The organism is Amphibiibacter pelophylacis (genome assembly GCF_037688875.1).
Lineage (GTDB): Bacteria > Pseudomonadota > Gammaproteobacteria > Burkholderiales > Burkholderiaceae_C > Amphibiibacter > Amphibiibacter pelophylacis.
In genome coordinates, this window is sequence record NZ_JAWDIE010000013.1 from 71801 (window position 1) to 94338 (window position 22538).

At 67.9% G+C, this 22538-nt stretch carries 19 protein-coding genes; 10 read left to right on the forward strand and 9 right to left on the reverse strand.

Going from position 1 to position 22538, the window contains the following annotated elements; translation table 11 throughout:
• Positions 1 to 3: 3 nt before the first annotated feature.
• The 4 genes from mutL to RV045_RS09570 are packed head-to-tail and all read left to right on the forward strand — an operon-like array spanning position 4 to position 4355.
• A complete protein-coding gene (gene mutL, locus RV045_RS09555; RefSeq protein ID WP_423235556.1) occupies positions 4 to 2013 on the forward strand; it encodes a DNA mismatch repair endonuclease MutL in 2010 nt (669 codons plus the stop codon).
• A gap of 38 nt (positions 2014 to 2051) precedes the next feature.
• Positions 2052 to 2822 (forward strand): pseudouridine synthase, encoded by a 771-nt coding sequence (locus RV045_RS09560; protein WP_423235557.1) that lies wholly within the window; start codon positions 2052 to 2054, stop codon positions 2820 to 2822.
• Positions 2809 to 3864 carry a tRNA (adenosine(37)-N6)-dimethylallyltransferase MiaA gene (gene miaA, locus RV045_RS09565; RefSeq protein WP_423235558.1) on the forward strand — a complete coding sequence of 352 codons (1056 nt, stop codon included), beginning with the start codon at positions 2809 to 2811 and terminating at the stop codon, positions 3862 to 3864. The genes RV045_RS09560 and miaA overlap by 14 nt, the downstream gene beginning before the upstream one ends.
• A complete protein-coding gene (locus RV045_RS09570; protein WP_423235559.1) occupies positions 3861 to 4355 on the forward strand; it encodes a hypothetical protein in 495 nt (164 codons plus the stop codon). Before miaA ends, RV045_RS09570 begins: the two co-directional genes overlap by 4 nt.
• Before the next feature lie 24 nt (positions 4356 to 4379).
• Here RV045_RS09570 and RV045_RS09575 read toward each other — a convergent pair whose 3' ends face one another.
• Together RV045_RS09575 and RV045_RS09580 are read right to left on the reverse strand one after the other, a co-directional pair.
• Entirely contained in the window at positions 4380 to 5264 is an 885-nt protein-coding gene (locus RV045_RS09575) for a TonB family protein (RefSeq protein ID WP_423235560.1), read from the reverse strand.
• Between the two features lie 17 nt (positions 5265 to 5281).
• The gene (locus RV045_RS09580; protein WP_423235561.1) at positions 5282 to 7402 is read right to left on the reverse strand and encodes a ribonuclease catalytic domain-containing protein; all 2121 of its coding nucleotides are present in this window, start codon (positions 7400 to 7402) and stop codon (positions 5282 to 5284) included.
• A 236-nt stretch (positions 7403 to 7638) separates the two neighbouring features.
• On the opposite strand from RV045_RS09580, the gene RV045_RS09585 reads away from it, so the two are divergent.
• Positions 7639 to 9849: a putative bifunctional diguanylate cyclase/phosphodiesterase gene (locus RV045_RS09585; RefSeq protein WP_423235562.1), complete on the forward strand. Its 2211-nt coding sequence runs from the start codon at positions 7639 to 7641 to the stop codon at positions 9847 to 9849.
• An 18-nt stretch (positions 9850 to 9867) separates the two neighbouring features.
• On the opposite strand, the gene RV045_RS09590 is transcribed toward RV045_RS09585, so the two are convergent.
• From RV045_RS09590 to RV045_RS09610, 5 genes are all read right to left on the reverse strand, one after another.
• Entirely contained in the window at positions 9868 to 11640 is a 1773-nt protein-coding gene (locus RV045_RS09590) for a glycoside hydrolase family 13 protein (protein WP_423235563.1), read from the reverse strand.
• A gap of 48 nt (positions 11641 to 11688) precedes the next feature.
• Entirely contained in the window at positions 11689 to 12990 is a 1302-nt protein-coding gene (locus RV045_RS09595; protein WP_423235564.1) for an ABC transporter substrate-binding protein, read from the reverse strand.
• Between the two features lie 91 nt (positions 12991 to 13081).
• Positions 13082 to 13270 (reverse strand): DNA gyrase inhibitor YacG, encoded by a 189-nt coding sequence (locus RV045_RS09600; RefSeq protein ID WP_423235565.1) that lies wholly within the window; start codon positions 13268 to 13270, stop codon positions 13082 to 13084.
• 25 nt (positions 13271 to 13295) lie between these two features.
• Positions 13296 to 14057, reverse strand: a complete 762-nt coding sequence (gene zapD / locus RV045_RS09605; protein WP_423235566.1) for a cell division protein ZapD — start codon at positions 14055 to 14057, stop codon at positions 13296 to 13298.
• Positions 14058 to 14103: 46 nt separating this feature from the next.
• On the reverse strand, positions 14104 to 14973 hold the full coding sequence (locus RV045_RS09610) for a response regulator (RefSeq protein ID WP_423235567.1): 870 nt from the start codon (positions 14971 to 14973) through the stop codon (positions 14104 to 14106).
• 131 nt (positions 14974 to 15104) lie between these two features.
• Between RV045_RS09610 and RV045_RS09615 the strand changes: the two genes are divergently transcribed.
• Complete coding sequence (locus RV045_RS09615; RefSeq protein ID WP_423235568.1) at positions 15105 to 15614, forward strand: glutathione peroxidase; 510 nt, start codon at positions 15105 to 15107, stop codon at positions 15612 to 15614.
• Between the two features lie 61 nt (positions 15615 to 15675).
• On the forward strand, positions 15676 to 16890 hold the full coding sequence (locus tag RV045_RS09620; RefSeq protein ID WP_423235569.1) for an amino acid aminotransferase: 1215 nt from the start codon (positions 15676 to 15678) through the stop codon (positions 16888 to 16890).
• Positions 16891 to 16897: 7 nt separating this feature from the next.
• Here the strand turns inward: RV045_RS09620 and RV045_RS09625 are convergent, their stop codons facing one another.
• Positions 16898 to 17680 carry a class II glutamine amidotransferase gene (locus RV045_RS09625; RefSeq protein ID WP_423235570.1) on the reverse strand — a complete coding sequence of 261 codons (783 nt, stop codon included), beginning with the start codon at positions 17678 to 17680 and terminating at the stop codon, positions 16898 to 16900.
• Between the two features lie 70 nt (positions 17681 to 17750).
• Here RV045_RS09625 and RV045_RS09630 point away from each other — a divergent pair, with 70 nt between their 5' ends.
• On the forward strand, positions 17751 to 19310 hold the full coding sequence (locus tag RV045_RS09630; protein ID WP_423235571.1) for an AmpG family muropeptide MFS transporter: 1560 nt from the start codon (positions 17751 to 17753) through the stop codon (positions 19308 to 19310).
• Positions 19311 to 19337: 27 nt separating this feature from the next.
• Here the strand turns inward: RV045_RS09630 and ruvB are convergent, their stop codons facing one another.
• Entirely contained in the window at positions 19338 to 20375 is a 1038-nt protein-coding gene (gene ruvB / locus RV045_RS09635; RefSeq protein WP_423235572.1) for a Holliday junction branch migration DNA helicase RuvB, read from the reverse strand.
• Positions 20376 to 20455: 80 nt separating this feature from the next.
• Here ruvB and xseA point away from each other — a divergent pair, with 80 nt between their 5' ends.
• Positions 20456 to 22123, forward strand: coding sequence for an exodeoxyribonuclease VII large subunit (xseA, locus tag RV045_RS09640; RefSeq protein ID WP_423235573.1), 1668 nt, complete (start codon positions 20456 to 20458; stop codon positions 22121 to 22123).
• Positions 22120 to 22446, forward strand: coding sequence for an exodeoxyribonuclease VII small subunit (gene xseB, locus RV045_RS09645; RefSeq protein WP_423235574.1), 327 nt, complete (start codon positions 22120 to 22122; stop codon positions 22444 to 22446). Before xseA ends, xseB begins: the two co-directional genes overlap by 4 nt.
• Positions 22447 to 22538 lie beyond the last annotated feature (92 nt).

Sequence of the window (22538 nt, forward strand, 5' to 3'; positions counted from 1 at the left end):
CTCATGTCTGTCCCGCCTGCCCTGTCCTCCGCGATTCCAGCTCCCGCCCGCATCCAGCTGCTGGATGATGAGCTGATCAGTCAGATCGCGGCCGGCGAGGTGGTCGAGCGCCCCGCCTCGGTCGTGCGCGAGCTGGTGGACAACGCCCTGGACGCGGGCGCCACCGAAGTCACCGTGCGCCTGATGGAGGGCGGCGTGCGCCTGATCAGCGTCGAAGACAACGGCCACGGCATCCCTGCCGACCAGCTGGCACTGGCGCTGCGCCGCCACGCGACCAGCAAGATTCGCGATCTGCACGACCTGCAGTCTGTCCTGACCATGGGCTTTCGCGGCGAGGCGCTGGCGGCCACGGCGTCGGTGTCCGAACTGAGCCTGATCAGCCAGACCGCCACCCAGCCCCACGCCTGGCGCCTGGAGGCGCGCACCGGGGAGATCGCTCCGGCGGCGCGCGAGCGCGGCACCACCATTGAGGTCCGCGAGCTGTTTTTCAGCACCCCGGCGCGGCGCCAGTTCCTGAAAACGCCCGTGACCGAACTGGCGCACTGCCAGGAGGCCATCAAGCGCCACGCGCTGGTGCGCCCCGATGTGTCCTTCGCGCTGTGGCACGACGGCAAACTGCTGCTGGACTGGCGCGCCACGCCCGCGCAGACGCTGCCGGGCCTGGATCTGGCGCTGCCCACGCGGCGCTGGGCCGACGCGCTGGGGCGGCGCTTCATCGAGCAGGGCGTGCCGCTGCAGGCCGAGCGCGGCCCGGTGCGCATGCAGGGCTGGCTGATCCGCCCCGAGCACGCGGGGGCGCGCGCCGACACGCAATACCTTTACATCAACCAGCGCTTTGTGCGCGACCGCACGCTGGCGCACGCCGTGAAATCGGCCTACGCCGACGTGCTGCACGGCCAGCGCCAGCCGGCCTGGCTGCTGCATCTGGAGCTGGATCCGCAGCGGGTCGATGTCAACATCCACCCCAGCAAGGTGGAAGTGCGCCTGCGCGAATCGCAGGCCCTGCATCAGGCGCTGTGGCACGCCATCACGCCGGTGCTGGCGGGGCTGAAGCCACACAGTTCTTCTGACGACGTGCTGCGCCCGGCGGCGGCTGTGCTGGACATTCGGGGCCGCGACACAGGCAGCACCTCCAGCCCGACCATCCAGCTGCGGCCTGCGCCTGCGGCTCGCCCAGCGCCCGCTCCGCAGCGCCCGGCCGACCCCGAACCCTGGGTGCGCAGCACGCCTGCGCAAGCCTTGCGCAGCGCCAGCGCGCTCTATGCCGCCAGCCAGCCCCGGCCCGAAGTGCGGGCGCCCCGGCCGCCGTTTTCGGCGACCTCTGCGGGGCCTGCCGCCGAACGCGGGGCTGAAACGGCCGCGCCGACGGCATCGGCGCTTGGAGCGCCCGCCCTGGCTGGGCTGGATGCCGCCGATCAGCCGCTGGGCCAGGCGCTGGGGCAGCTGGGCGGGCTGTACGTGCTGGCGCAGAACGCGCAGGGCCTGGTGATTGTGGACATGCACGCCGCGCACGAGCGCGTGCTGTTCGAGCAGTTGCGCGCCCAGTGGGCCGACAAAGCCATCCCCGCGCAGCGCCTGCTGGTGCCGCTGGCGGTGGCCGTGACGCCGCTGGAGCACGCCACCGCGCTGGCCCACGCCGATCTTCTGAAGGGCCTGGCGCTCGAAGTGGCCAGCGACCCGGACGCCCCCGCCACTGACCCGCGCCTTGTGCTGCACAGCGTGCCGCAGGCCGTCGCGCAGCGCGACCCGGGGGCGCTTTTGCGCGCCCTGCTGGCTGATCTGGACGCACACGGCAGCGATCAGGCGCTGACGCAGGCGCGCGATGCACTGCTGTCCACACTGGCCTGTCACAGCGCCATCCGCGCGCACCGCGAACTCAATCTGGCCCAGATGAACGCGCTCTTGCGCGACATGGAGCGCACCGAGCGCTCGGGCTACTGCAACCACGGGCGCCCCACCTGGCGCACCCTGTCCATCGCCGAGCTGGACGCCTTTTTCCTGCGAGGCCAATAATGCCGCCCCCCAATCCTCCCCCATTCCGTCGCCCGTCTGTGGGCTCCTCTTCGGCTGAGGCGCCCCACCCCGAGGGCGATCGCCTCTCCAAGCGCATGGCCGCGCTGGGCCTGGCGTCGCGCCGCGAAGCCGATGCCTGGATCGAGGCCGGCTGGGTCACTGTCGATGGCCGGGTCGCGCAACTGGGCCAGCGCGTGCAACCGCAGCAGCGCATCGAGGTCTCGCCCGCCGCACGCAAGGAGCAGGCGCAGCGCGTGACCATCCTGCTGCACAAGCCCATGGGCTTTGTCAGCGGTCAGGCCGAAGACGGCTACCAGCCCGCCATCACCCTGGTCCAGGCGGGCAGCCGCTGGGCCGAGGACAAGGCCTTCGGCCCCTTCCGCCCGCAGCATCTGCGCGGCCTGGCACCGGCCGGGCGGCTGGACATCGATTCCACCGGCCTGCTGGTGCTGACCCAGGATGGCCGCATCGCCAAGCAGCTCATCGGCCAGGACAGCCTGATCGAGAAGGAGTACCTCGTGCGCGTGCAGCCGCTGGACGAGCGCGGCCCCCACCCCGACGCGATGGCGTTGCTGCACCACGGCCTGCACCTGGACGGACAGCCGCTCAAGCCCGCCAAAGCCAGCTGGGTCAACGAGGACCAGCTGCGCATCGTGCTGCGCGAAGGGCGCAAGCGCCAGATCCGGCGCATGTGCGAGCAGGTCGGCTACAAGGTGGTGGGGCTCAAGCGCGTGCGCATCGGCTCGGTCGTGCTGGGCAAGCTGCCGCCGGGCCAGTGGCGCTTCCTGCGCAGCGATGAACGTTTCTGACGCATCGCGCCTTCCGGCGCTGATCCTCACCGGCCCGACCGCCTGTGGCAAAAGCGCGCTGGCGGTGCGTCTGGCGCAGGCGATGGCGGCGCAGCGGCCGGTGGAAATCATCAGCGTCGATTCGGCGCTGGTTTATCGCGGCATGGACATCGGGACGGCCAAACCGACTCTGGATGAGCGCGGCGGCGTGCCGCACCACCTGATCGACCTTCTGGAGCCCACGCAGGCCTACAGCGCCGCGCAGTTTGTGCGCGACGCCCAGCGGCTGATCACCGAGGTTCACGCGCGCGGCGCCTTTCCGCTGCTGGTCGGCGGCACGCTGCTCTACATCAAGGCGCTGCAGGAGGGGCTGGACGAACTCCCCCCCGCAGACCCGGCCATGCGCGAGCGCCTCGACGCCCTGGCCGAGCAGCACGGCCTGGCCCACCTGCACCGCAGGCTGGCCGACGTGGACCCGGTCACCGCCGCCCGCCTGCCGCCCGGCGACAGCCAGCGCATCCAGCGCGCGCTGGAGGTTTTCGAGCTGACCGGCCGCCCCATCAGCGCCTTCCACCAGCGCGAGGCGCGGCCCCCCGGCGCGCCACTGGCCTATCCCATGCTCTCGCTGGAATTCGGCCCGGATGACCGCGCCAGCCTGCACCAGCGCATCACCCGGCGCACGCAGACCATGCTGGATGCCGGCCTGATCGACGAAGTCCGCACCCTGCGCGCCCGGGGCGACCTGACCCCCGATCGGCCCAGCATGCGCTGCGTCGGCTACCGCCAGGTCTGGCAGGCGCTGGAGGGTGAGGCCCAGAACGGAACCCCTTGGACCGCCACCGGGCCGGATGGCACCACCTTGCCCCAGCGCATTGCCGCCGCCACCCGCCAGCTCGCCAAACGCCAGATGACCTGGCTGCGCGGCATGCCGCAGCGCCAGGTGCTGTCTGCTGACCCGGCCGATGCCGACAGCTCGCTGCAGCAGGCCCTGGCTGTGCTGGCGCGCCTGATGCAACTCCCCCGGACAGTCGCGCCCACTGAGCCCCATCGACAGACCCCATGAAGCCCCAAAAATCGACATCCCCCGGCCCGCTGCGCCGCCTGGTCCAGCGCCTGAGCGGCCGCTCCAGCGGCCCGGACGATCTGCCCCTGTGGCAGCTGTGGGTCGGCGACGAACTGCTGGGCGATCTGGTCTACGTCAGCCACGACACGCCCTGGCTGACCTGCGAGTTCCGCCCGACCGAGCGCTTTGAGTTCTACCGCCCTTATTTCGACTGGGCGCAGGCCCTGGCCGACGCCAGCGAACGCAGCCCCGGCCCGGACGACAGCCCAAGTGGTGGCCCGGCCAGCGCCGCCGCTGCTGCCGACCCCATCACGCTCACCCTGCCCGCGCCCAGCGAGCCGCTGGAGCAGACCCAGGCCGTCAAGCGGCGCGGTGGCGTGCGCATCCTGAGCGCGCAAAGCGGCGAAGTCTGGCGACCCAGCATCCGCTTCTACGATGAGTACCGCCTGGCGCTGTTTGCCGTGCCGGGAATGCAGGGGACGATGCCCTAAACCCTTGCGCCCGCCGCCCCTCGCTCACCGCACCGGTGCCTGCATCTGCGTATTCAGCCCCTCGTCGCGGGTGAAGTGGAAGCGCGAGGTGATGACGATCTGGTCGGTCTGCGCGCTCATGGCGGCGCTGAAACGGTCAAAAGGCGCGCTGGCGTAGACGATCTGCAGCGCCTTGCGGTCCAGCACCGGGTTGCCGGATGATTTGATGACCTGCGCCTCGACGACCTTGCCCACCGCGTCGGTGGTGACGTTGATGGTGAGCGCGCCATAGAGCTTGCGCCCGCCGTCCTGCGGGAAGTTGCGCGTGCCTTCGTCCTCGATGCGGCGGCGCATGCGCGCGTAGTAGACGGCGAACAGGTCTTCGCGCGTGGACGGGCTGATGTAGCGCTTGCGCGGGCGGATGTTCTGCGCGTTGATGCGCTTTTCCAGCTCGGCCAGCATGCGCTCCTTGCGCAGGCGCATTTCCTCGGCGGCCTGCGCCTGGGGGTTGCCGCTCAGCTGCTCGGGCGTGGGCACGGGCAGCATGGCGAGTTCGCGGCGGATCTGGGTCAGCAGCATCTGCTGCTCCTGGCGCATGGCGCCCAGCACGCGGCGGCGTTCGTCCTCGATGGCGTCGCCGCTCTGGCTGGTGGTCGACGCGGGCAGGATGGAGGTGGCGCGCCCGGCCTCGGCCTCGCCGCCGCCCGCGAGGTTCGATTGCGCCAGCGTGCGGGCATCGGCGGGCGGTTTCTCGTCAGATTCGGCGTTGAGAAGGATCACGTCCATGACGCGGTCGCGGATGCGGTCCTGCACCTCGGGCGGCGTGACCCAGCGCAGCGTCAGCACCAGCGCGTGCAGCGCCAGCGACACGGCCAGCGCTTTGTGCAGCCCGGACGGCCGCCAGCGGGGTTTCAGGCCCTGTGCGCCCATGCGCAGCCGCCTGTCCGTCAGCCCTGCGGGGCCGGGGTGGGCCCTTCGCCGGAGGCCTTGGCTTCGGCGCCCTCGGCCCCATCGGCCACTTCGGCGCCACTGAGGTCCAGCGCGATCGACACGCCGGTGGCGGCGGCGGCATCGTCATCGCCCTCCTCGTCGCCTTCACCGGCCGCATCTTCAGTGCCCTGCGCGTCTGCTTCGTTGACGCGCTCGATCAGGCGCAGCGAAGCCTCCAGTGTCATCAGGGACACGTCCAGCACTTGCACACGCAGCAGCGCGCCGCGCGGCTGGCCGTGGCCGGGCAGCGCCAGCACCAGCGGCAGGTCGGTGGCGCGCACCAGGCCCTCGTTCAGCACCGTGGCCGTCAGCTCGGACACCCCGTTCTGGCGCAGCCACTGCAGCGCCCAGTAGCGCTCGATCTGCGACTGGAAGCCGTTGTAGGCCGTGTAGGCTTCGTCGAAACTGGAAATCACCGCCAGCAGCGCCGAATCTTTGGGCCGGAACGGGGCGGAGAGCGCCGCTGCCGTGCCGTGGCGCACGCAGGCCAGGAGCTGCCACTGGTTGACCAGATCGACGTAGCGGCGCAGCGGCGACGTGGCCCACGAATACTGCGCCACACCCATGCCCGCGTGCGGCAGCGCGCGCGTGCCCATGCGCACCTTGATGCCGGGCGCCAGCGCCGCCTGGCTGCGGTAAATGCCCGGAACGCCCAGCTGAGCCAGCCAGCCGCCCCAGGTGCTGTTGGCCAGGATCATGGCCTCGGCGACGATCAGATCCAGGGGCGAGCCCCGGCGGCGCTGGCTGATGTGCACGATCTCGGAACCCGTCGGCGGCTCTGTGGGTGCGGGCTCGAGGCGGAAGCTGTAGTCGGGACGGTTGAAGGTTTCGGGCTTGCCGCGCACCTGCTCGCGCTGCGCCTTCAGATGGCGCGCCAGGCGCCAGCACCAGGCCAGCTCGGCCGCGAAGGGGAAGGCGCCGGGCGCGGGGGCTTCCAGCGCGGCCTCGGTCACGGTGTCTTCGAGCTGGTCGTGGCGCAGGTTGGCGGCGATGGGCACGCGCTCGATGCGGGTCTCGCTGGAAAGAACGTCCAGCGTCGCCTCGTCCAGCGTCACATACAGGCTGAGCGCCGGGCAGTCGCGGCCCTCGGCCAGGGTGAAGCGCTGCACCAGCGCGTCGGGCAGCATGGTGATCTTCCAGCCTGGCATATAAACCGTGGACAGGCGCTGGCGCGTCTGCGCATCCAGCACGCTGTCCGGCAGCAGGGCCAGCGCGGGCGCGGCAATGTGGATGCCCAGCACCACGCGCCCGCTGCCCAAGCCCTGGACGGAGAGCGCGTCGTCGATCTCGGTCGTGGCGCTGTCGTCTATCGAAAACGCCTGCACGGGCGCCAGCGGCAGATCGGCCTGGACGGCGCTCCAGGCTTTGAGCGCGGCCTCGTCCAGATCCTCCAGCGCAAAGCCCGTGCCTTTGGGGAAGGTGTCGAACAGGAAGCGCTGCCAGTGAAAGGCGTAGGCGTCGCGGATGGCGCCGGTGGATTGCAGCAGCTCCAGCGGCGGGCGCTTGCTGGCCAGCACGGCCTGCGCCAGCGCCTTGTATTCCAGGCTGTTCTTGTCGGGGCGGAAAAGCAGGCGGTAGATCTGGCGCGCGATGGCTTCGGGGCACTGGCCCTGCTGCAGCTCGGCAGCCCAGGCGGCGACCTGCTCGGTCTGCTGGCGCTTGCGCTCGATGCCCGCCAGCGCGGCCTGCAGCGTCTCGGCGCTGGCCTTGCGAAACACGCCCTTGCCCACGCGGCGGAAATAATGCGGCGCACCAAACAGCGCCAGCCAGCAGGCGGCGATCTGCACCGGCGTGGCCTTGTCGCTGAAGTAATCGCGCGCCAGATCTTCGGCGCGGAAATCGGCCTCGGGCGCGAACTCCCAGGCCAGATCCAGCTCGATGCCGCCCGCCATATCCTGCGCCTGCGCCAGCATCTGCGCGGGCGCGGGGGCCGCAAAGCGCAGAACAATCTGGGCGGTCTTGATCTTGAGCCGCTTGCCGCTGTCCAGCTCGGCCTGGACGGTGCTGTCGTTGTCCTGAAGCACGGTGGCGACGCCGGCTTTGCCGCCGTCTTCAAACAGGATGTGGTTCGCGGTCATCGAATGGTGTGGGGGTGTCAGGCGGGCCGCCAGTTTAGCAGCCGCACCCGATGCGCAGCCGCCCGGGATGCTGACATGTTCAGCAGGCCGCCCTGCGCCATCAGCGCAGCTAAGGGCGTGATCTCCTGCCTATTTATGACGTTCAAACCCCGCAGGGCTTGCATAAAATGCCCTGAACCGGCGAGAAATCGCCGCAAGGCCGCCTGTGTGCGGACTGAATTCACAGAAAGAGTGCTTTGGAAGCTGCAGGCGCAATCACCGCGAATCCCGACTGGCCCTGGCTGCTGGCGGCTGTCGCCGTGTGCGGCCTGGGAACGCGCCTGTTTGCCCACGCCATCATGCACATCCAGGCGCGGCCGCACTGGCGCGCGCTGGTCGGCTGGGCGGTGGTGGCGATCAGCATGATCAACGTCAGCACGCTGCTGGCGCATACGCTGGTCGTCCAGACCCTGCAGCTGCCCTGGCCGCAGGGCCTGAGCGGCGAGCGCACGCTGGAGATGACGCTGATTTCGCTGGGGCTGTCGCTGCTCAGCGTGGTGCTGGCCTGGGTGATGGGCTTCCAGGGGCCACGCGCCCTGATTTATGGCGTGGTCTGCGGCACCTTCTGGGTGCTGGTGCTGGCGCAGAGCGTGTCCGCACTGCACACCCCGCCGCTGCACTGGCTGGAGTGGCAGGAGCGACTGACCTTCCTGACCTGGACACTGGTGCCGCTGTGGCTGGGTACGGCGGCCTGCGCGGCGGTGTTTTCGCTGCGCTTCGAAGCGCAGCGCCTGCGCCGCCTGCGGCCGCTGCTGGGCGCACTGGTCTTCATGGCCGGCGTGGCGCCCGCTTACTGGCTGGGCCTGCGCAGCCTGGAGTTCCCCGCCCAGGGCCTGCCGATCGCGCCGGGCATGGTCATCACCGACAGCCAGTGGCTGGAGCACCTGATTGCCGGGCTGATCACGCTGGGGGTGGGCGCGGCCTTCGTCTGGGTCGAGCGCAACGACCGGCGCCAGATGCGCCAGGCGCAGGGCACGCTGGAGGAGATGAAGCAGTACATCAAGCGCCAGGCCTACACCGATTCGCTGACCTTCATGCCCAACCGCCTGCAGCTGGAAGAAACGCTGTCGCGCGCGCAGGCTCGGGTGGGCCGCGATCCGGGCGCGCTGGCGGTGCTGTTCATTGATCTGGACGGCTTCAAGCCCATCAACGACACCTACGGCCACGTGGACGGCGACACCGTACTGCGCGAGGTCGGCAAGCGCCTGGCCGCGCTGGCCACCGAGCGCCAGATGGTGGCGCGCATCGGCGGCGACGAGTTCCTGATGATGATGGAGCAGCCGCACTCGTCCACCGTGGTCGCGCAGATGGCCAGCCGCATCAACGCCGTGCTGCGCGAGCCCTATCTGCTGCCCAACAACATCGCGGTCAACCTGACCTCGTCGGTGGGCATCGCGATGTTCCCCGATCACTGCACCACCGACCGGCTGATCTCGCACGCCGATGCGGCCAAGTTCGCGGCCAAGCGCATGGGCGGCAACACCTACATCTTCTACGACCCCAGCATGAACCTGGCCGACGAGGAGATGATGGCGCTGCAGTCCGAGCTGCGCGTGGCCGTCGAGCGTGGCGAACTGATGCTGCACTACCAGCCCAAAATCGACGCGCGCACCGGCAAGATCCGGGGCGTGGAAGCGCTGGTGCGCTGGAACAGCCCGACGCGCGGCATGGTCAGCCCGGGCAAGTTCATCCCGGTGGCCGAGCGCTTTGGCATCATCATCGACGTCGGCAACTGGGTCATCAACGAGGCCTGCCGCCAGACCCGCGAATGGATGACGCAGGGCATGCGCCTGAAAGTCGCCATCAACCTGTCCGTGTTCCAGCTGCGCATGGACAACCTGGTCGATTACATCGACGCGGCCATGAAGCGCTACGAGATCGAGCCCTCGCTGCTGATTTTCGAGGTGACCGAATCCGCCGCCATGGAAGACCCCAAAGCCACACGCGGCAAGCTCAAGGCCATCAAGCGTCTGGGCGTGTCGCTGTCGATTGACGATTTCGGCACCGGGTATTCCAGCCTGTCCTACCTGCGCCAGCTGCCCTTCCAGCAGCTCAAAGTGGACCGCAGCTTTGTGATCGAACTCGACCGCGATCAGCGCGACGAGGTCTCATCCTTCGAAGAAAACCAGAAGCAGAACAACGACGCGCTGGCCATCGTGGACGCCATCGTGCGGCTGTCGCACGCACTGAACTACCGCGTGGTCGCCGAAGGCGTTGAAACCGAGCGCCAGAAAGAAATCCTGATGGGCCTGAACGTGGACGAGTTCCAGGGCTTTCTGTTCTCCAAGCCGCTGTCGCCCGCCATGCTGGCGCTGTGGGCCATGGGCGAAGACGGCAACATCCTGGACGATTTCCCGCCCACGCAGGCCTTCGTGCCCAGCGGTTTCTTTTTCGAAGAAACCCGCTGAACCGCTGATCTGCCGCGCTCAGTCCAGCGCCAGGATCAGGGCCTCCCAGGGGCGCAGCGTCAGACCCGCCAGCGCCACGCGCTCGGGGCCCGGCCAGTTGCCGATCACGCGCGTGCCCTGAACCCCCTGCGCCAGCCAGCGTGACCAGGTGGGGTCGTCCGCGCCGTCGATGGCGCGCGGCGTACCCTCCGGCTCACCGCCGCCAAAGTGGCACAGCACCAGCCAGGTCTCGTCGCCCAGCGTGCGCGTGTAGGCGTACACATGGCGGTCCTGCGCCAGCAGCAGCTCAAAACGCCCGTCAGTCAGGATGGGCTGCGATTTGCGCAGCGCGATCAGTTCGCGGTAGTAGTGAAAGACCGATTGCGGATCAGCGCGCAGCGCCTGCGCATTGCTGCGGACGAAACCAGGGTTCAGGCGAATCCAGGGCGTGCCGGTGGTGAAACCGGCGCCGGGCGCTTCCCCCGTCCAGGGCATCGGCGTGCGCGCGTTGTCGCGCCCTTTGGCGTGGATGGACCGCAGGATGTCCCTGGGCGCCACACCGCGCTCCTGGGTGGCGACGCGGTAGATGTTCAGCGTTTCGATGTCGCGGTAATCGGCGATGTCGTCAAAGGCCACGTTGTCCATGCCCAGCTCTTCGCCCTGGTAGACATAGGGCGTGCCCTGGTGGCCGTGCAGCCAGGTGGCCAGCATTTTGGCCGATTCCACCGGGTAGCGGCGGTCGTCACCAAAGCGCGACACCGGTCGCGGCTGGTCGTGGTTGGACAGGTAAAGGCTGTTCCAGCCCTGCCCGTCCAGCGCCGTCTGCCAGCGCGCCAGGGTGGTTTTGAGATCGCGCAGATCCAGCGGCTTGAGCGCCCACTTGCCGTTGCTGTGCCCGGGCTGGCTGTCCAGGTCCATGTGCTCGAACTGGAAGAGCATGTTCAGCGCGCCGTTTTCGGGGTGCGTCAGCGCGATGCCCTGCTCGATGGTCGCCATCGGCGCCTCGCCGACGGTGAGCGTGTCGTAGTGATCCAGCACCTGCTCGCGCATTTCGCGCAGGAACTCGACCAGGCGTGGCCCGTTGCAGGTCAGGGCGAAGCCCGGCTGCAGGAAGCCCTCGCGCACCACCGGCGCGTCGGGCAGGCTGCCGTCCGCACGCCAGGGCTTGGAGATCATGTTGATCACGTCCATGCGAAAGCCGTCCACGCCCCGGTCCAGCCAGAAACGCATCAGCGCGTAGACCTCCTGGCGCAACGCCGGGTTTTCCCAGTTCAGGTCGGGCTGCTTTTTGCTGAACATGTGCAGGTAGTACTCGCCCGTGGGCTCGTTCCATTCCCACACCGAGCCGTTGAAGGCCGCTTCCCAGTTGGTCGGCGGGCCGCCGCCGGGCGCCGGTTCGGCCCAGATGTAATAGTCGTGATACGGGCTGTCGCGGCGGGTGCGCGCCGACTGGAACCAGGCGTGCTCGTCCGAGCTGTGGTTCACCACCAGATCCATCACCAGCCGGATGCCGCGCGCGTGCATGGCCGCCAGCAGGGCGTCAAAATCGGCCAGCGTGCCGAACTCGGGCGCGATGTCGCGGTAATCCGAGATGTCGTAGCCGTTGTCATCCTGCGGCGATTTGTAGATGGGCGAGAGCCACACCACGTCCACGCCCAGCTCGGCCAGATGATCCAGGCGCTGCGTGATGCCCGGCAGATCGCCGATGCCATCGCCATTGCTGTCGCAGAAACTGCGCGGGTAGATCTGGTAGACGACGGATTTTTTCCACCACGGGGTGGACGGGCTGGACGGAGTGGGCGAAGCAGTCATGAAGTCTCCGGTTGCTGCGGGTTCAGTGAAGCGGAAGGCGTGGCAGCATCACCAGCCGCGCCGCTTGACCTGGCGCAGTTTGACGTCCATCGCCTGAACGGCTTTCGCACCTGTGGTGCGGCCACTGAGCACGTCACTCACACCATTCCAGAAAATCTGGCTGACCTCGTTGTACTTCAGGCCGGTGACGGACGACGGCCGGGGCGTGGTGTTGATGAACACGCTATACATCTCGCCCATGAAAGGCTGCGCGGCCAGAACGTCCTTGTCCTTGTACAGATCAGGATAGGTCGGCGTGGTCGCCCCATTGATGGCCGCCTGCTTCTGCAGCGCCTGGCTGGTCATGAACATCACCAGATCGGCCGCTTCAGCCGGGTGTTTCGAGTAGCGCGACACCCCCAGCTGCCAGCCGCCCTGGGCCGATGTTGAGGGGCCATCCGGCCCGGCGGGCAGCGGCGCCACGCCGATCAGGCCTCGTATCGGGCTGTCCTTGCCCTGCCCCAGCGCCCAGGCGTAAGACCAGTTGCGCATGAAAGCCGCATTGCCCGACTGGAACAGCCCTCGCGCGTCTTCCTCGGCATAGTTCAGCACCCCGGGCGGCGCAATCCGGCCAACCCAGCCGGCCGCCATGTCCAGGGCTGCAGCGGCTTTGGGATTGTTGATGGTGATGTCGCCTTTGGCGTCAACAATCGTGCCACCGCCGTAGCTGTGGACCCACTCCAGTGCGTCGCAGGTCAGCCCCTCGTAGGCCTTGCCCTGAAAGACGTAGCCCCAGAAATCCTTGTGCCCCGATTTGCGCTCGCCGTCCTGGATGAGCTGAGCGTCCCGGGTCAGCTCCGCCCAGGTTTTGGGCACGGCCAGCTTGTACTTCTCCAGAAGATCCTTGCGGTAATACAGCATGCCGGAATCGATGAAAGCGGGCATGGCCAGCAGCTTGCCATCCACCGTGTTGTTGCGGATCGTGGCCGGAAACATCTGTTTGTCCGCCCCTTTGGCATAGGGGGTGAGATCAATCAGGTGATCCTTGATCATGCCAGGCCAGACCACATCCACCTGCAGCACATCGGCACCACTGGAGCGCGCCGCAAACATGCGCCGGTACAGGCTGAGCTGCTCGGTCGAGCTTTGCGGCATGGACAGGTACTGGACGGTGTTGCCGGTTTTCTTCGCCCAGACCTGGGTATCGCGCTTGCACTGCTCATAGCCATCGCCGGTGGTCCCGCAGGACATGGTGATGGTTACCGCGTGAGCGGCCACACTGCCCACGAGCAGAAGGGCGCCCATGGCCCATTTCGCCCCTGATGCTCCCGTCTGCCGCGCCGTCATGGCCTTGTCGTGGTCTGCCTGCATGTCTCTCTCCGTGTCGTCTGCGCAATGATTGCGCTAACAATGTAGCTCGACACGCTTGGATTCTCATCAGGGCCAACCCTGGCGTCAGCGTTCAGTCAGCATCAGGAGCGTCTTCATCGTCCGGTGGGGCCGGCAGTGCGTATTCGCCGCTGGCCCAGGCGCCGAGGTCGCCACTCTTGCAACGCTCGCTGCAGAAGGGACGCCAGGGGTTGCTGCGCGCGAACTCGGTCGGCGTCTGGCAGCGCGGGCACGGCACGATGAGGGGTGCGGAATCGGTCATGTTGAAACAGGCGCCCAGAGCGGGCTCAGGTGCACAGGGTCAGCTCGAAGGGGTAATCCTGCTGCGAGACGCGCGGCTTGCCCACACCCGTGCCTTCGGTCTGCATCCAGCGCACCGACATCAGCAGGCGGTGGCCGGTGATTTCGGGGACGATGTCCCACTGGTCATCCACGCGGATGCGGATCAGCGTGAAGCTCTTGCCCTGGGGCATATTCTGCTGATACTGGCCTTTGACGGCGACCACGCTCTGCGGCGCGCCCGTATCGCGGATGATGGACAGCAGCAGCTGCACCGTACGCGCCACCGGCAGCAGCGGGCCGATCCAGGCGCGCAGGTCTTTGCGGCGCACCTCGGGCGGGTGATTCTGCCAGCGGTAGTAGGCCGGCAGATCGAACTCGCAGGTGCCGCCCGGCACAGCAATGCGGCTGCGCAGGTTGGTCAGAAAGTCGTTCTGCTGCAGGCCGGCGCCGATCTTGCCCGGCAGGGCGTTCAGGCCGTTGAAGGCCTGGGTCAGGCGCTCGAGCAGATCGTCCAGCGCGGTCTGCGAAATGCCGGGCTGGTCGCGGTAGGCGGAAAACTGCGAGCGGGCACGGTCCAGATCGCGCATCAGCTCGGCCTTGAGCTCGGCGCGCGCCACCACTTCCAGAACCTCGAACAGGGTGATGAGCGCCAGGTGATGGTCCACCGACTCGTCGCGCACGACGCAGCGGCTGAGACGGTCGAACAGGTGCTCTAGGCGCAGCAGCGTGCGCACACTCTCGTTCAGGGGATATTCATAGATGATCAAGGCAGAAACCCGCGCAGCCAGGCAGAAGAAAGGTGCGCGCATTGTTTCATAATTTGACGCGCGCGCGGCACCCCTGAATCAGCAGGTCCAGCCGCTGGCGCAGGTGATCCGGCTCGACCGGCTTGCCCAGCTGGGCGTCAAAGCCCGCCAGCATGGCGCGGGCGCGGTCGGAAGGGCTGTCGTCCCGGGCGACCAGCAGCAGCGGCGGGCGCAGCCCTTCGGGCAGCGTCGTGCTGCGCCGGATGCGCTGGCACAGGCGCAGCGCGTCCAGCCCGCCTGCGCCTCGCGCTTCGCCGTCCAGAAGCACCGCTGCATAGCGCACGCGCGCCAGCAGATCCAGGGCCTCGTCCTCGCCCGTGCAGCCCGTCACCTGCCAGTCCAGCCCGCGCAGCAGGCGCTCCAGCGCCAGGCGCGAGGCGGTGTGCGGGTCAACCACCAAAGCGCGCCGGGGTTCCGCCGCCGGATGCGGCGGGATGGGCCGCAGCCGGCCCGGCAGGGCCTCGCGGCGCTGCAGACGCTGCTGGGGCGGAGTACGGGGCGCAGGCGGCACCAGCTCCAGCTCGCGGAAGAGGTGGCGCGGCTTGAAGCTGGCGTAGCCGTCGGGCTCGTGCATCTGCACCAGGGCATCGAGTTCGCGCAGGATGTGCAGCGGGTTGACCGGGCGCAGCGTCCACGCGGCCGCACCGGGTGGCGGCGTGGCACCAACAAAGAGCACCGGACGATAGTCCAGGGCGCGATACTGGCGCACCGCGTCGGGACAGTCGGCGTCGACGATCAGCAGCTCGGCCTGGCCGGGCGAATCCGCCAGTGCGTAAGACAGCGGCTGACGCCCCGGCGTCTGGCCCAGGGCGGTGCCTAAGGCGCGGCGCTCGAAATCGCCAAATCCCAGCAGGGCGATGCGCAGAGGCTGTTCCATGGCGGACCTTGGGCGGTTTATCCTTGGTGCCCAGCCGACACCTGGCAGGGGCCCGATCTGTGGTGCGGCCACTGCCCTTACTGTAGTCAATTTTACCCCCGCTGGCGAGCCGCGCCGCACACGGAGTCCGCATGAATCCTTCCGATGCTTTTCACGCCCTGACCCCGACCGCCCACGACGGCCAGTCCCTGCCGTTGGCCGACCTGCGGGGCCGCGCCGTGCTGGTGGTGAATATCGCCAGCCAGTGCGGCTTCACACCGCAGCTCGCTGCGCTGGAGGCGCTGTGGCAGGCCTGGCGCGAGCGCGGCCTGACGGTGCTGGGCTTTCCCTGCAACCAGTTTGGCGGACAGACGCCACAGGACAGCCAGGCCATGGCGGGCTTCTGCCAGATCAATTACGGCGTGACCTTCCCGCTGCTGGCCAAGGGCGATGTTTACGGCCCGCAGGCCGATCCGCTCTTCTCCTGGCTGACCGCGCAGGCGCCGGGGGTGCTGGGGCGCCTGGGGCTGGACGCGCGCCCGCGCTGGAACTTCACCAAATTCCTGGTCTCCCCGGACGCTGCTCAGGTGCGCCGCTTTGCGCCGTGGACCTCGCCCGCCCGGATCGCGCCTGTGCTGGAGCGCTGGCTGGGCGGCGCGTGAATCCCCCTTGAGCGCCGTCCTACAATTCCTCTTTTTGATCTGAATTTTCTCCGGAGCCGCCATGTTCGAGCACGTTCCCGCCTTCGCTGGCGACCCCATCCTGTCGCTGATGGAAACCTACAAGGCCGATCCGCGCCCGGAAAAGGTCAACCTTGGCATTGGCATTTACAGCGATGACGACGGCCGGCTGCCGGTGCTGGACAGCGTGCTGGCCGCCCAGCAGCAGGCCATCGCGCAGCAGAAGGGCAAGCCCTACCTGCCGATGGAGGGCGATGCGCAGTACCGCGCGGAGGTGCTGCGCCTGGTGCTGGGCGACGGCCACGCCGATCTGACCTCAGGCCGCGTGGCCACGGTGCAGACCCTGGGATCGAGCGGCGGGCTGAAGCTGGGCGGCGAGTTCATCCGCCGCTGGGGCTCGGGGCGCATCGACGTCAGTGATCCGACCTGGGAAAACCACGTCTCGCTGTTCGGCGACGTGGGGCTGGCCATCGCCGCCTACCCCTATTACGACGCGGCCACGCAGGGCCTGCGCTTTGACAACCTGCTGGCGCACATGAACACCCTGCCCAGCGGCGCCGCCGTGCTGCTGCACGCCTGCTGCCACAACCCGACCGGCGTGGACCTGACCCCCGCGCAATGGGACGCCCTGATCGCCACGATGCAGGCGCGCGGTCTGCTGCCCTTCCTGGACATGGCCTATCTGGGCTTTGGCGATGGCCTGGACGCGGACGCCTACGCCGTGCGCGCCCTGGCCGCCAGCGGCATGACCTTTTTCCTGTCGCTGTCCTTCTCGAAAAACATGAGCGTCTACGGCGAACGCTGCGGTGCGCTGATGGTTTTCTGCGCCAACCCCGAGGAAGCGGGCCGCGTGCTGGGTCAGCTGAAGTTCCTGGTGCGGACGCAGTACAGCAGCCCGCCCCTGCACGGCGGCCAGCTGGTCGCCCAGGTGCTGTCCGATCCGGCCCTGCGCGCGCAATGGGTGGGCGAACTGCAGGCCATGTGCGAGCGCATGCAGGCCATGCGCCTGGCCCTGGCGCGGGAGCTTCAGGCGATATGGACTGAGGATGGAACACAGAATGGCGGCGGGCGCAGCATCGATTTCCTGCTGCAGCAGAAAGGCATGTTCAGCTACACCGGCTTGAGCGCGGGGCAGGCCGACCGCCTGCGCGAAGAGTTCGGCATCTACGTGCTGCGCTCGGGGCGCCTGTGCGTGGCCGGGCTGACCACGCGCAATGTGGCTTACGTGGCGCGCGCGCTGGCGACCGTCTGGGCCTGAATCTCTTTCAGAGCACCGGCCAGGCGGGCGCCTGAACCTCGTAGCGGCTGCCGTCGACGAAGGTCAGCAGCTCGCCAGAGGCGAAGCGCGTCCACTGCTCGTTGGCGGTCAGCGGCTGGGTGGCCAGCAGGACCACGCGGTCGTTCTCTGTGGTGACCTGCGAGAAATCCACGCGCAGATCAGCATCGCAGAGCGTGGCCACGCCAAAGGGGTGGCGGCGCTCGACGTAGTGCAGATCGGTGTTGGCGTGCGCCCACAGCGCGTCGCCGTTGGTCAGCAGCAGGTTGAAAGTGCCGTGCGCGGCAATCTGCGGCACCAGCTCGCGCAGGGTCAGGGTCAGCTCGGCGATGCCCGGAAATCGGGCGTGGGCCTTGTGCATTTCCTGCATCAGCCAGCAGAAGGCGCGTTCGCTGTCGGTGCTGCCCACGGGCTGGAAGTGGCTGTGCAGGTGCGGCGCGTAATCCTTCAGGTTGCCGTTGTGCGCAAAAACCCAGTGGCGGCCCCACAGCTCGCGGGTGAAGGGGTGCGTGTTGGCCAGTTCGACCTGGCCCTGAGTGGCCTTGCGAATGTGGCCGACGATGTTGCGGCTGCGGATGGGGTAGGTGCGAATGAACTCGGCGACCTTGGATTCGCGTGCGCTGGCCGCGTCCTGGAAAACCCGCATGCCCACGCCTTCAAAGAAGGCGATGCCGAAGCCGTCGCGGTGCTCAACCGCCCGCTCGCTCAGGCCGCAGAAGCTGAACATGGCGTCGGTGGGAACGTTGGCGTTAAGGCCCAGAAGCTGACACATCGTGGAACATTAGAATGGCAGGCTGAGCCGCGATTGTGACACGCGCGCCGCCCCACGATACGGAGACAGCATGACTCGGGATACTTTGCTTGGCCTGCGGCGCATGGCCGTGGTCATCGTGCTGGGCTTTGCCTCCGGTCTGCCGCTGGCGCTGACCGGCCAGGCCATGCAGGCCTGGCTCAGCCAGGAGGGCCTGGACGTGGCCACCATCGGCCTGCTCAGCCTGGTCGGCCTGCCTTACACCTTCAAATTCCTCTGGGCGCCCCTGATGGACCGCTTCGAGCTGCCCTTTCTGGGCCGACGGCGCGGCTGGCTGGTGCTGTCGCAGCTGCTGCTGGCGGGCGCGCTGTGGACCATGTCAGGCACCAGCCCGCACAGCGCGCTGACGCTGTTCGCGCTGCTGGCGGTGCTGGTCGCCTTCCTGTCGGCCTCGCAGGATGTGGTCATCGACGCCTACCGCACCGACATGCTGCCGGGCAGCGAACGGGGCCTTGGCGCTTCGCTCAATGTTCTGGGTTACCGCCTGGCCATGGTGCTGTCGGGCGGTGTGGCGCTGGTCTGGACCGACCCGTCGCAGTGGTCAGCCGGGCACACAGGCTGGACCTGGCCCGAGGTCTACAAGTTCATGGCACTGCTGATGATAGGCGCAGCGGTGCTGTCGGCCATCGCGCTGCCACGTCTGCCCGAAATCGACCGCCCGCGCAGCGACGCCCGTCAGGATCTGAAAGGCTTTCTGGCCCTGCTGGCCGTGGTCGCTTTGGGCTGGGTGGCGTCCGAGCACGCCATCGGCCCGGCCGTGCGCGCGGCGCTGGGCGGCGTCATGAGCAATACGAGCCTGCCCGAAGCGCTGCAAAAGAGATGGCTGGATCTGGTCACCCTGCTGCTGGGCCTGGGGCTGACGCTGGCGCTGGCCGCGCAGGTGATCCGCCGGGTGCGCTTCGAGACGCTGCTCAGCGGCCTGACCAACTACTTCACGGTGCCAGGCGCCGGTGTTTTCCTGGCGCTGATCGTGTTCTACAAGCTGGGCGACGCGTTTGCGGGGTCGCTGCTGACGCCTTTCCTGCTCAAAGGCATGGCGTTTGGCAGCGCCGAAGTGGGCGTGGCCAACAAGATTCTGGGGCTGTGGCTGACGATCTTCGGCGCCATTGCCGGAGGCGCTCTGATGGTGCGGCTGGGGCTGTACCGCTCGCTGCTGTTTTTTGGTGTGCTGCAGATGCTCAGCAACGTCGGCTTCTGGTGGCTGGCCGAATACGGCAAGGGCGTGATGCCGGGCGTAACGCTGCCGCCCTTCGACTGGGGCATCGTCAGCCTGGCGCATCCGACCACGCTGGATGGTGGCCTGCTCATGGTCATCGCAGCAGAGAACATCACCGGCGGCATGGGCACGGCGGCCTTCGTCGCCTTCCTGATGAGCCTGTGCAACCAGCGCTTCACCGCCACGCAGTTTGCGCTGCTGTCGGCCTTTGCTTCTGTGGGGCGCGTGTGGGTGGGGCCGCTGGCCGGGGTTCTGGCCGAAACAATCGGCTGGCCCAGCTTCTTCATGGTCTCAACCCTGTGCGCGCTGCCCGCACTGGTGATGCTGTACGCGCAGCGCGAGCGCATCCGCGCCCTGCAGTCTGACGCCAGATAAAGCCCGGCGGGTGCCAGGCCCTGGCGGTCAGCCCAGCGGCAGGCCCAGCGCCAGCAGCCCGTGCGAGGTCAGCACCCGCCCGCGCGGCGTGCGCTGCAGATAGCCCTGCTGGATGAGATAAGGCTCGATCACGTCCTCGATGGTATCGGGGACTTCGCCGATGGCCGCGGCCAGATTGTCCAGGCCGACCGGCCCGCCGTCAAAACGGTGGACGATGGCTTCCATCAGGCGGCGGTCCATGGCATCAAAGCCCAGCGGGCTGACGCCCACCAGGTCCAGCGCGGCGCGCGCCACCTCGGCGTTGATGTGACCGTCGGCACGCACCTGGGCAAAATCGCGCACCCGGCGCAGCAGGCGGTTGGCGATGCGCGGCGTGCCCCGCGCGCGCTGGGCGATTTCCATGGCGCCCGCCTCGTCCATCGGCACATTGAGCAACCGCCCGGAGCGTTGCACGATGCGTGACAGCTCGGCAGCGCTGTAGAACTCCAGCCGCTCAACGATGCCAAAGCGGTCGCGCAGCGGGTTGCTCAGCATCCCCGCGCGGGTTGTCGCACCGACCAGCGTGAAAGGCTGCAGATCGAGCTGGATCGAGCGCGCTGCCGGCCCTTCGCCGATCATGATGTCCAGCCGGAAATCCTCCAGCGCGGGGTAGAGGATCTCCTCAACAATCGGGCTCAGACGGTGAATCTCGTCGATGAAAAGCACATCGTGCCGCTCCAGGCTGGTCAGGATGGCGGCCAGATCCTTGGGTTTTTCGAGCACGGGGCCCGAGGTCTGGCGCAGGTTCACGCCCATTTCCTGGGCGATGATGTGGCTCAGCGTCGTCTTGCCCAAGCCCGGCGGACCAAAGAGCAGAACGTGGTCCAGCGATTCGCCGCGCTGGCGGCTGGCGGTGACAAAGAGCGCCAGCTTGTCGCGCACGGCCTCCTGCCCGATGTATTCATCGAGCTGCTGCGGGCGCAGTGCGCGGTCCACCGCGTCGTCGGGCCGGTCGGCCTGGCGCACCATGGAGCGCTGCGGCGGCAGCTCGGAATCGGGCAGCAGGGCGTCGGTCTGTATGGCCATGTCAGGATGTTCAGAATGAGGCCGCATGATAAGGCACCGCGCAGACACGCCACACCGCCCGCCTCTTGCATAATCGGGCGATGCGCCATTACCTTCAGGTCCCCTACGCCGAGAAAGACGCCGCCAAGGCGCTGGGCGCGCGCTGGGACGCTGCGCAGCGCCGCTGGTACGCGCCCGACGGCCTGAACCTCGATCCCTTCGCCGCCTGGCTGCCCACGGATTCCCAAAACACGCTGACCGAACTAGTCCCGGTGGTGCGGGAAACGCCCGGGGCCTATGCGGCTGGGGACGATCTGGCCCTGCCCGCGGTCAGCCTGTCGCGGCTGCTTTCAGGCGTCGCGCAGGCCGTGGCGCAGGCCTACCGCAGCGGCGTGTGGACGACGGTGGAGGTGCTGCGCGTTTCGCCGCGCAACGGCCACATCTATCTGGAACTGACCGAGCGTGGCCCCGACGACCGCCAGCTCGCTCAGGCCCGCGCCGTGATCTGGGCCGGAACGGCCAGCCGCATCCTGCCGTCTTTCGAGCAGGCCACGGGCGCCAGCCTGGCGCCGGGCATCAAGCTTCTGGTGCAGGCGCGGCCCGTGTTTCACGCGCAGTATGGCTTCAGTCTGGAGATCGACGCCATCGACCCGCGCCACACGCTGGGCGATCTGGAAGCCCGCAAGCGCGAGATTCGCGCCCGACTGCGTCAGGAAGGCGTGTTCGACGCCAACCGGCAGCTTGCCGCGCCGTGGGATTACCAGTGCGTGCTGGTGGTGGCGCCGCCGGATGCGGCCGGTCTGGGCGATTTTCAGGCCGAAGCACACCGCCTGGAGCAGCATGGGCTGTGCCACTTTGTGTATGCGCACAGCCGCTTTCAGGGCGAAGGCGCCGCCGCCGGGATACGCCAGGTGCTGCTGGACGCTCTGGCTGCGCTGGAAGCGGCAGGCGAAAAACCTGACGCTGTCGCCATCGTGCGCGGTGGCGGCGCAGTCAACGATCTGGCCTGGCTCAACGAGCTGGCGCTGTCACGCACCTTATGCACCTTGAGCGTGCCGGTGCTGACGGGCATTGGTCACGAGCGTGACCAGACCACGCTGGACGAAGTCGCGCACACCGCTTATGACACGCCCAGCAAAGTCATTGCGGGCATTGAGGCGCGCATCGTGCAGCGCGCCCGCGAGGCACAGACCTTTTTTGAGACGGTCAGCGCTCAGGCGCGCCAATCCTGCTCCACAGCCAGCAGCACCTCCACGCAGTTGCGTCACAGTGTGCAGGCGAGTGCGCAGCAGCAGCTGGGGCTGTCGCGGCAGCTGAGCCAGCAGGCGCTGCACAGCGTGGACCGGCAGGCGCGCAGTGCCGTGGCAGGTGCCCGGGTCAGCGGCACGCACCTGCTTCACAGCGTGCGCAGCGCCGCCCCGGATACCGTGGCGCTGGCGCGCACGCAGTCGCGCGCATTGCACGAGGATCTGCTGCAAGCCAGCCGGTTCAGCGTTGAGCGCAGCCGCAGCGACATCCATATTCTGAAACCGGATATTCTGTGGTCCGCCCAGCGCTGCCTGGCACAAGCCCGCAGCGAGGCCACAGCGCTGATGCGCGAAGTGGCTGGCCAGGGGCCCGAAAAAACCCTGAATCGCGGCTTTGCCCTTGTGCGCGATGCGCAGGGGCGGCCCGTTACCTCACGCCACGCAGCGCGGGCGCAAAAGCACCTGCATCTTCAGTTTCACGACGGGCCGCAATTGGCCCATGTCGAGCCGGACGCCTCATGAGCAAAACCGCATCTTCCGCTTCCAAAACCTCATTCCGTGACGCGTATGGCGTGCTTAAACAGCACGCCGAAACCTTACGCAGTCAGAAAGAGCCCAATATCGATGATCTGCTGACGCTGGTGACCGAATCGGTGGCGGCCTACAAAATCTGTCAGGAGCGTATTGATGCTGTCGAAAAGGCACTGCAGCAAGCGCTGGACAGCGTAGATAGCCCGCCGCAGGAAGCTTCATCCGACGATACAGAAGCGCCCAAGCGATCATCCCGTAAAGACAAGGCGGTTGTAGAGCCACCGGCGGATATCGACGACGATATTCCGTTCTGATCTCTCAGTTTCAAACCCTGCTCTGCGGTTATCGCCCAAAGCCTCGCACAAAATCCGTTCGCGCAAAAGGAGCAGCCCCCGAAGCACAAAGA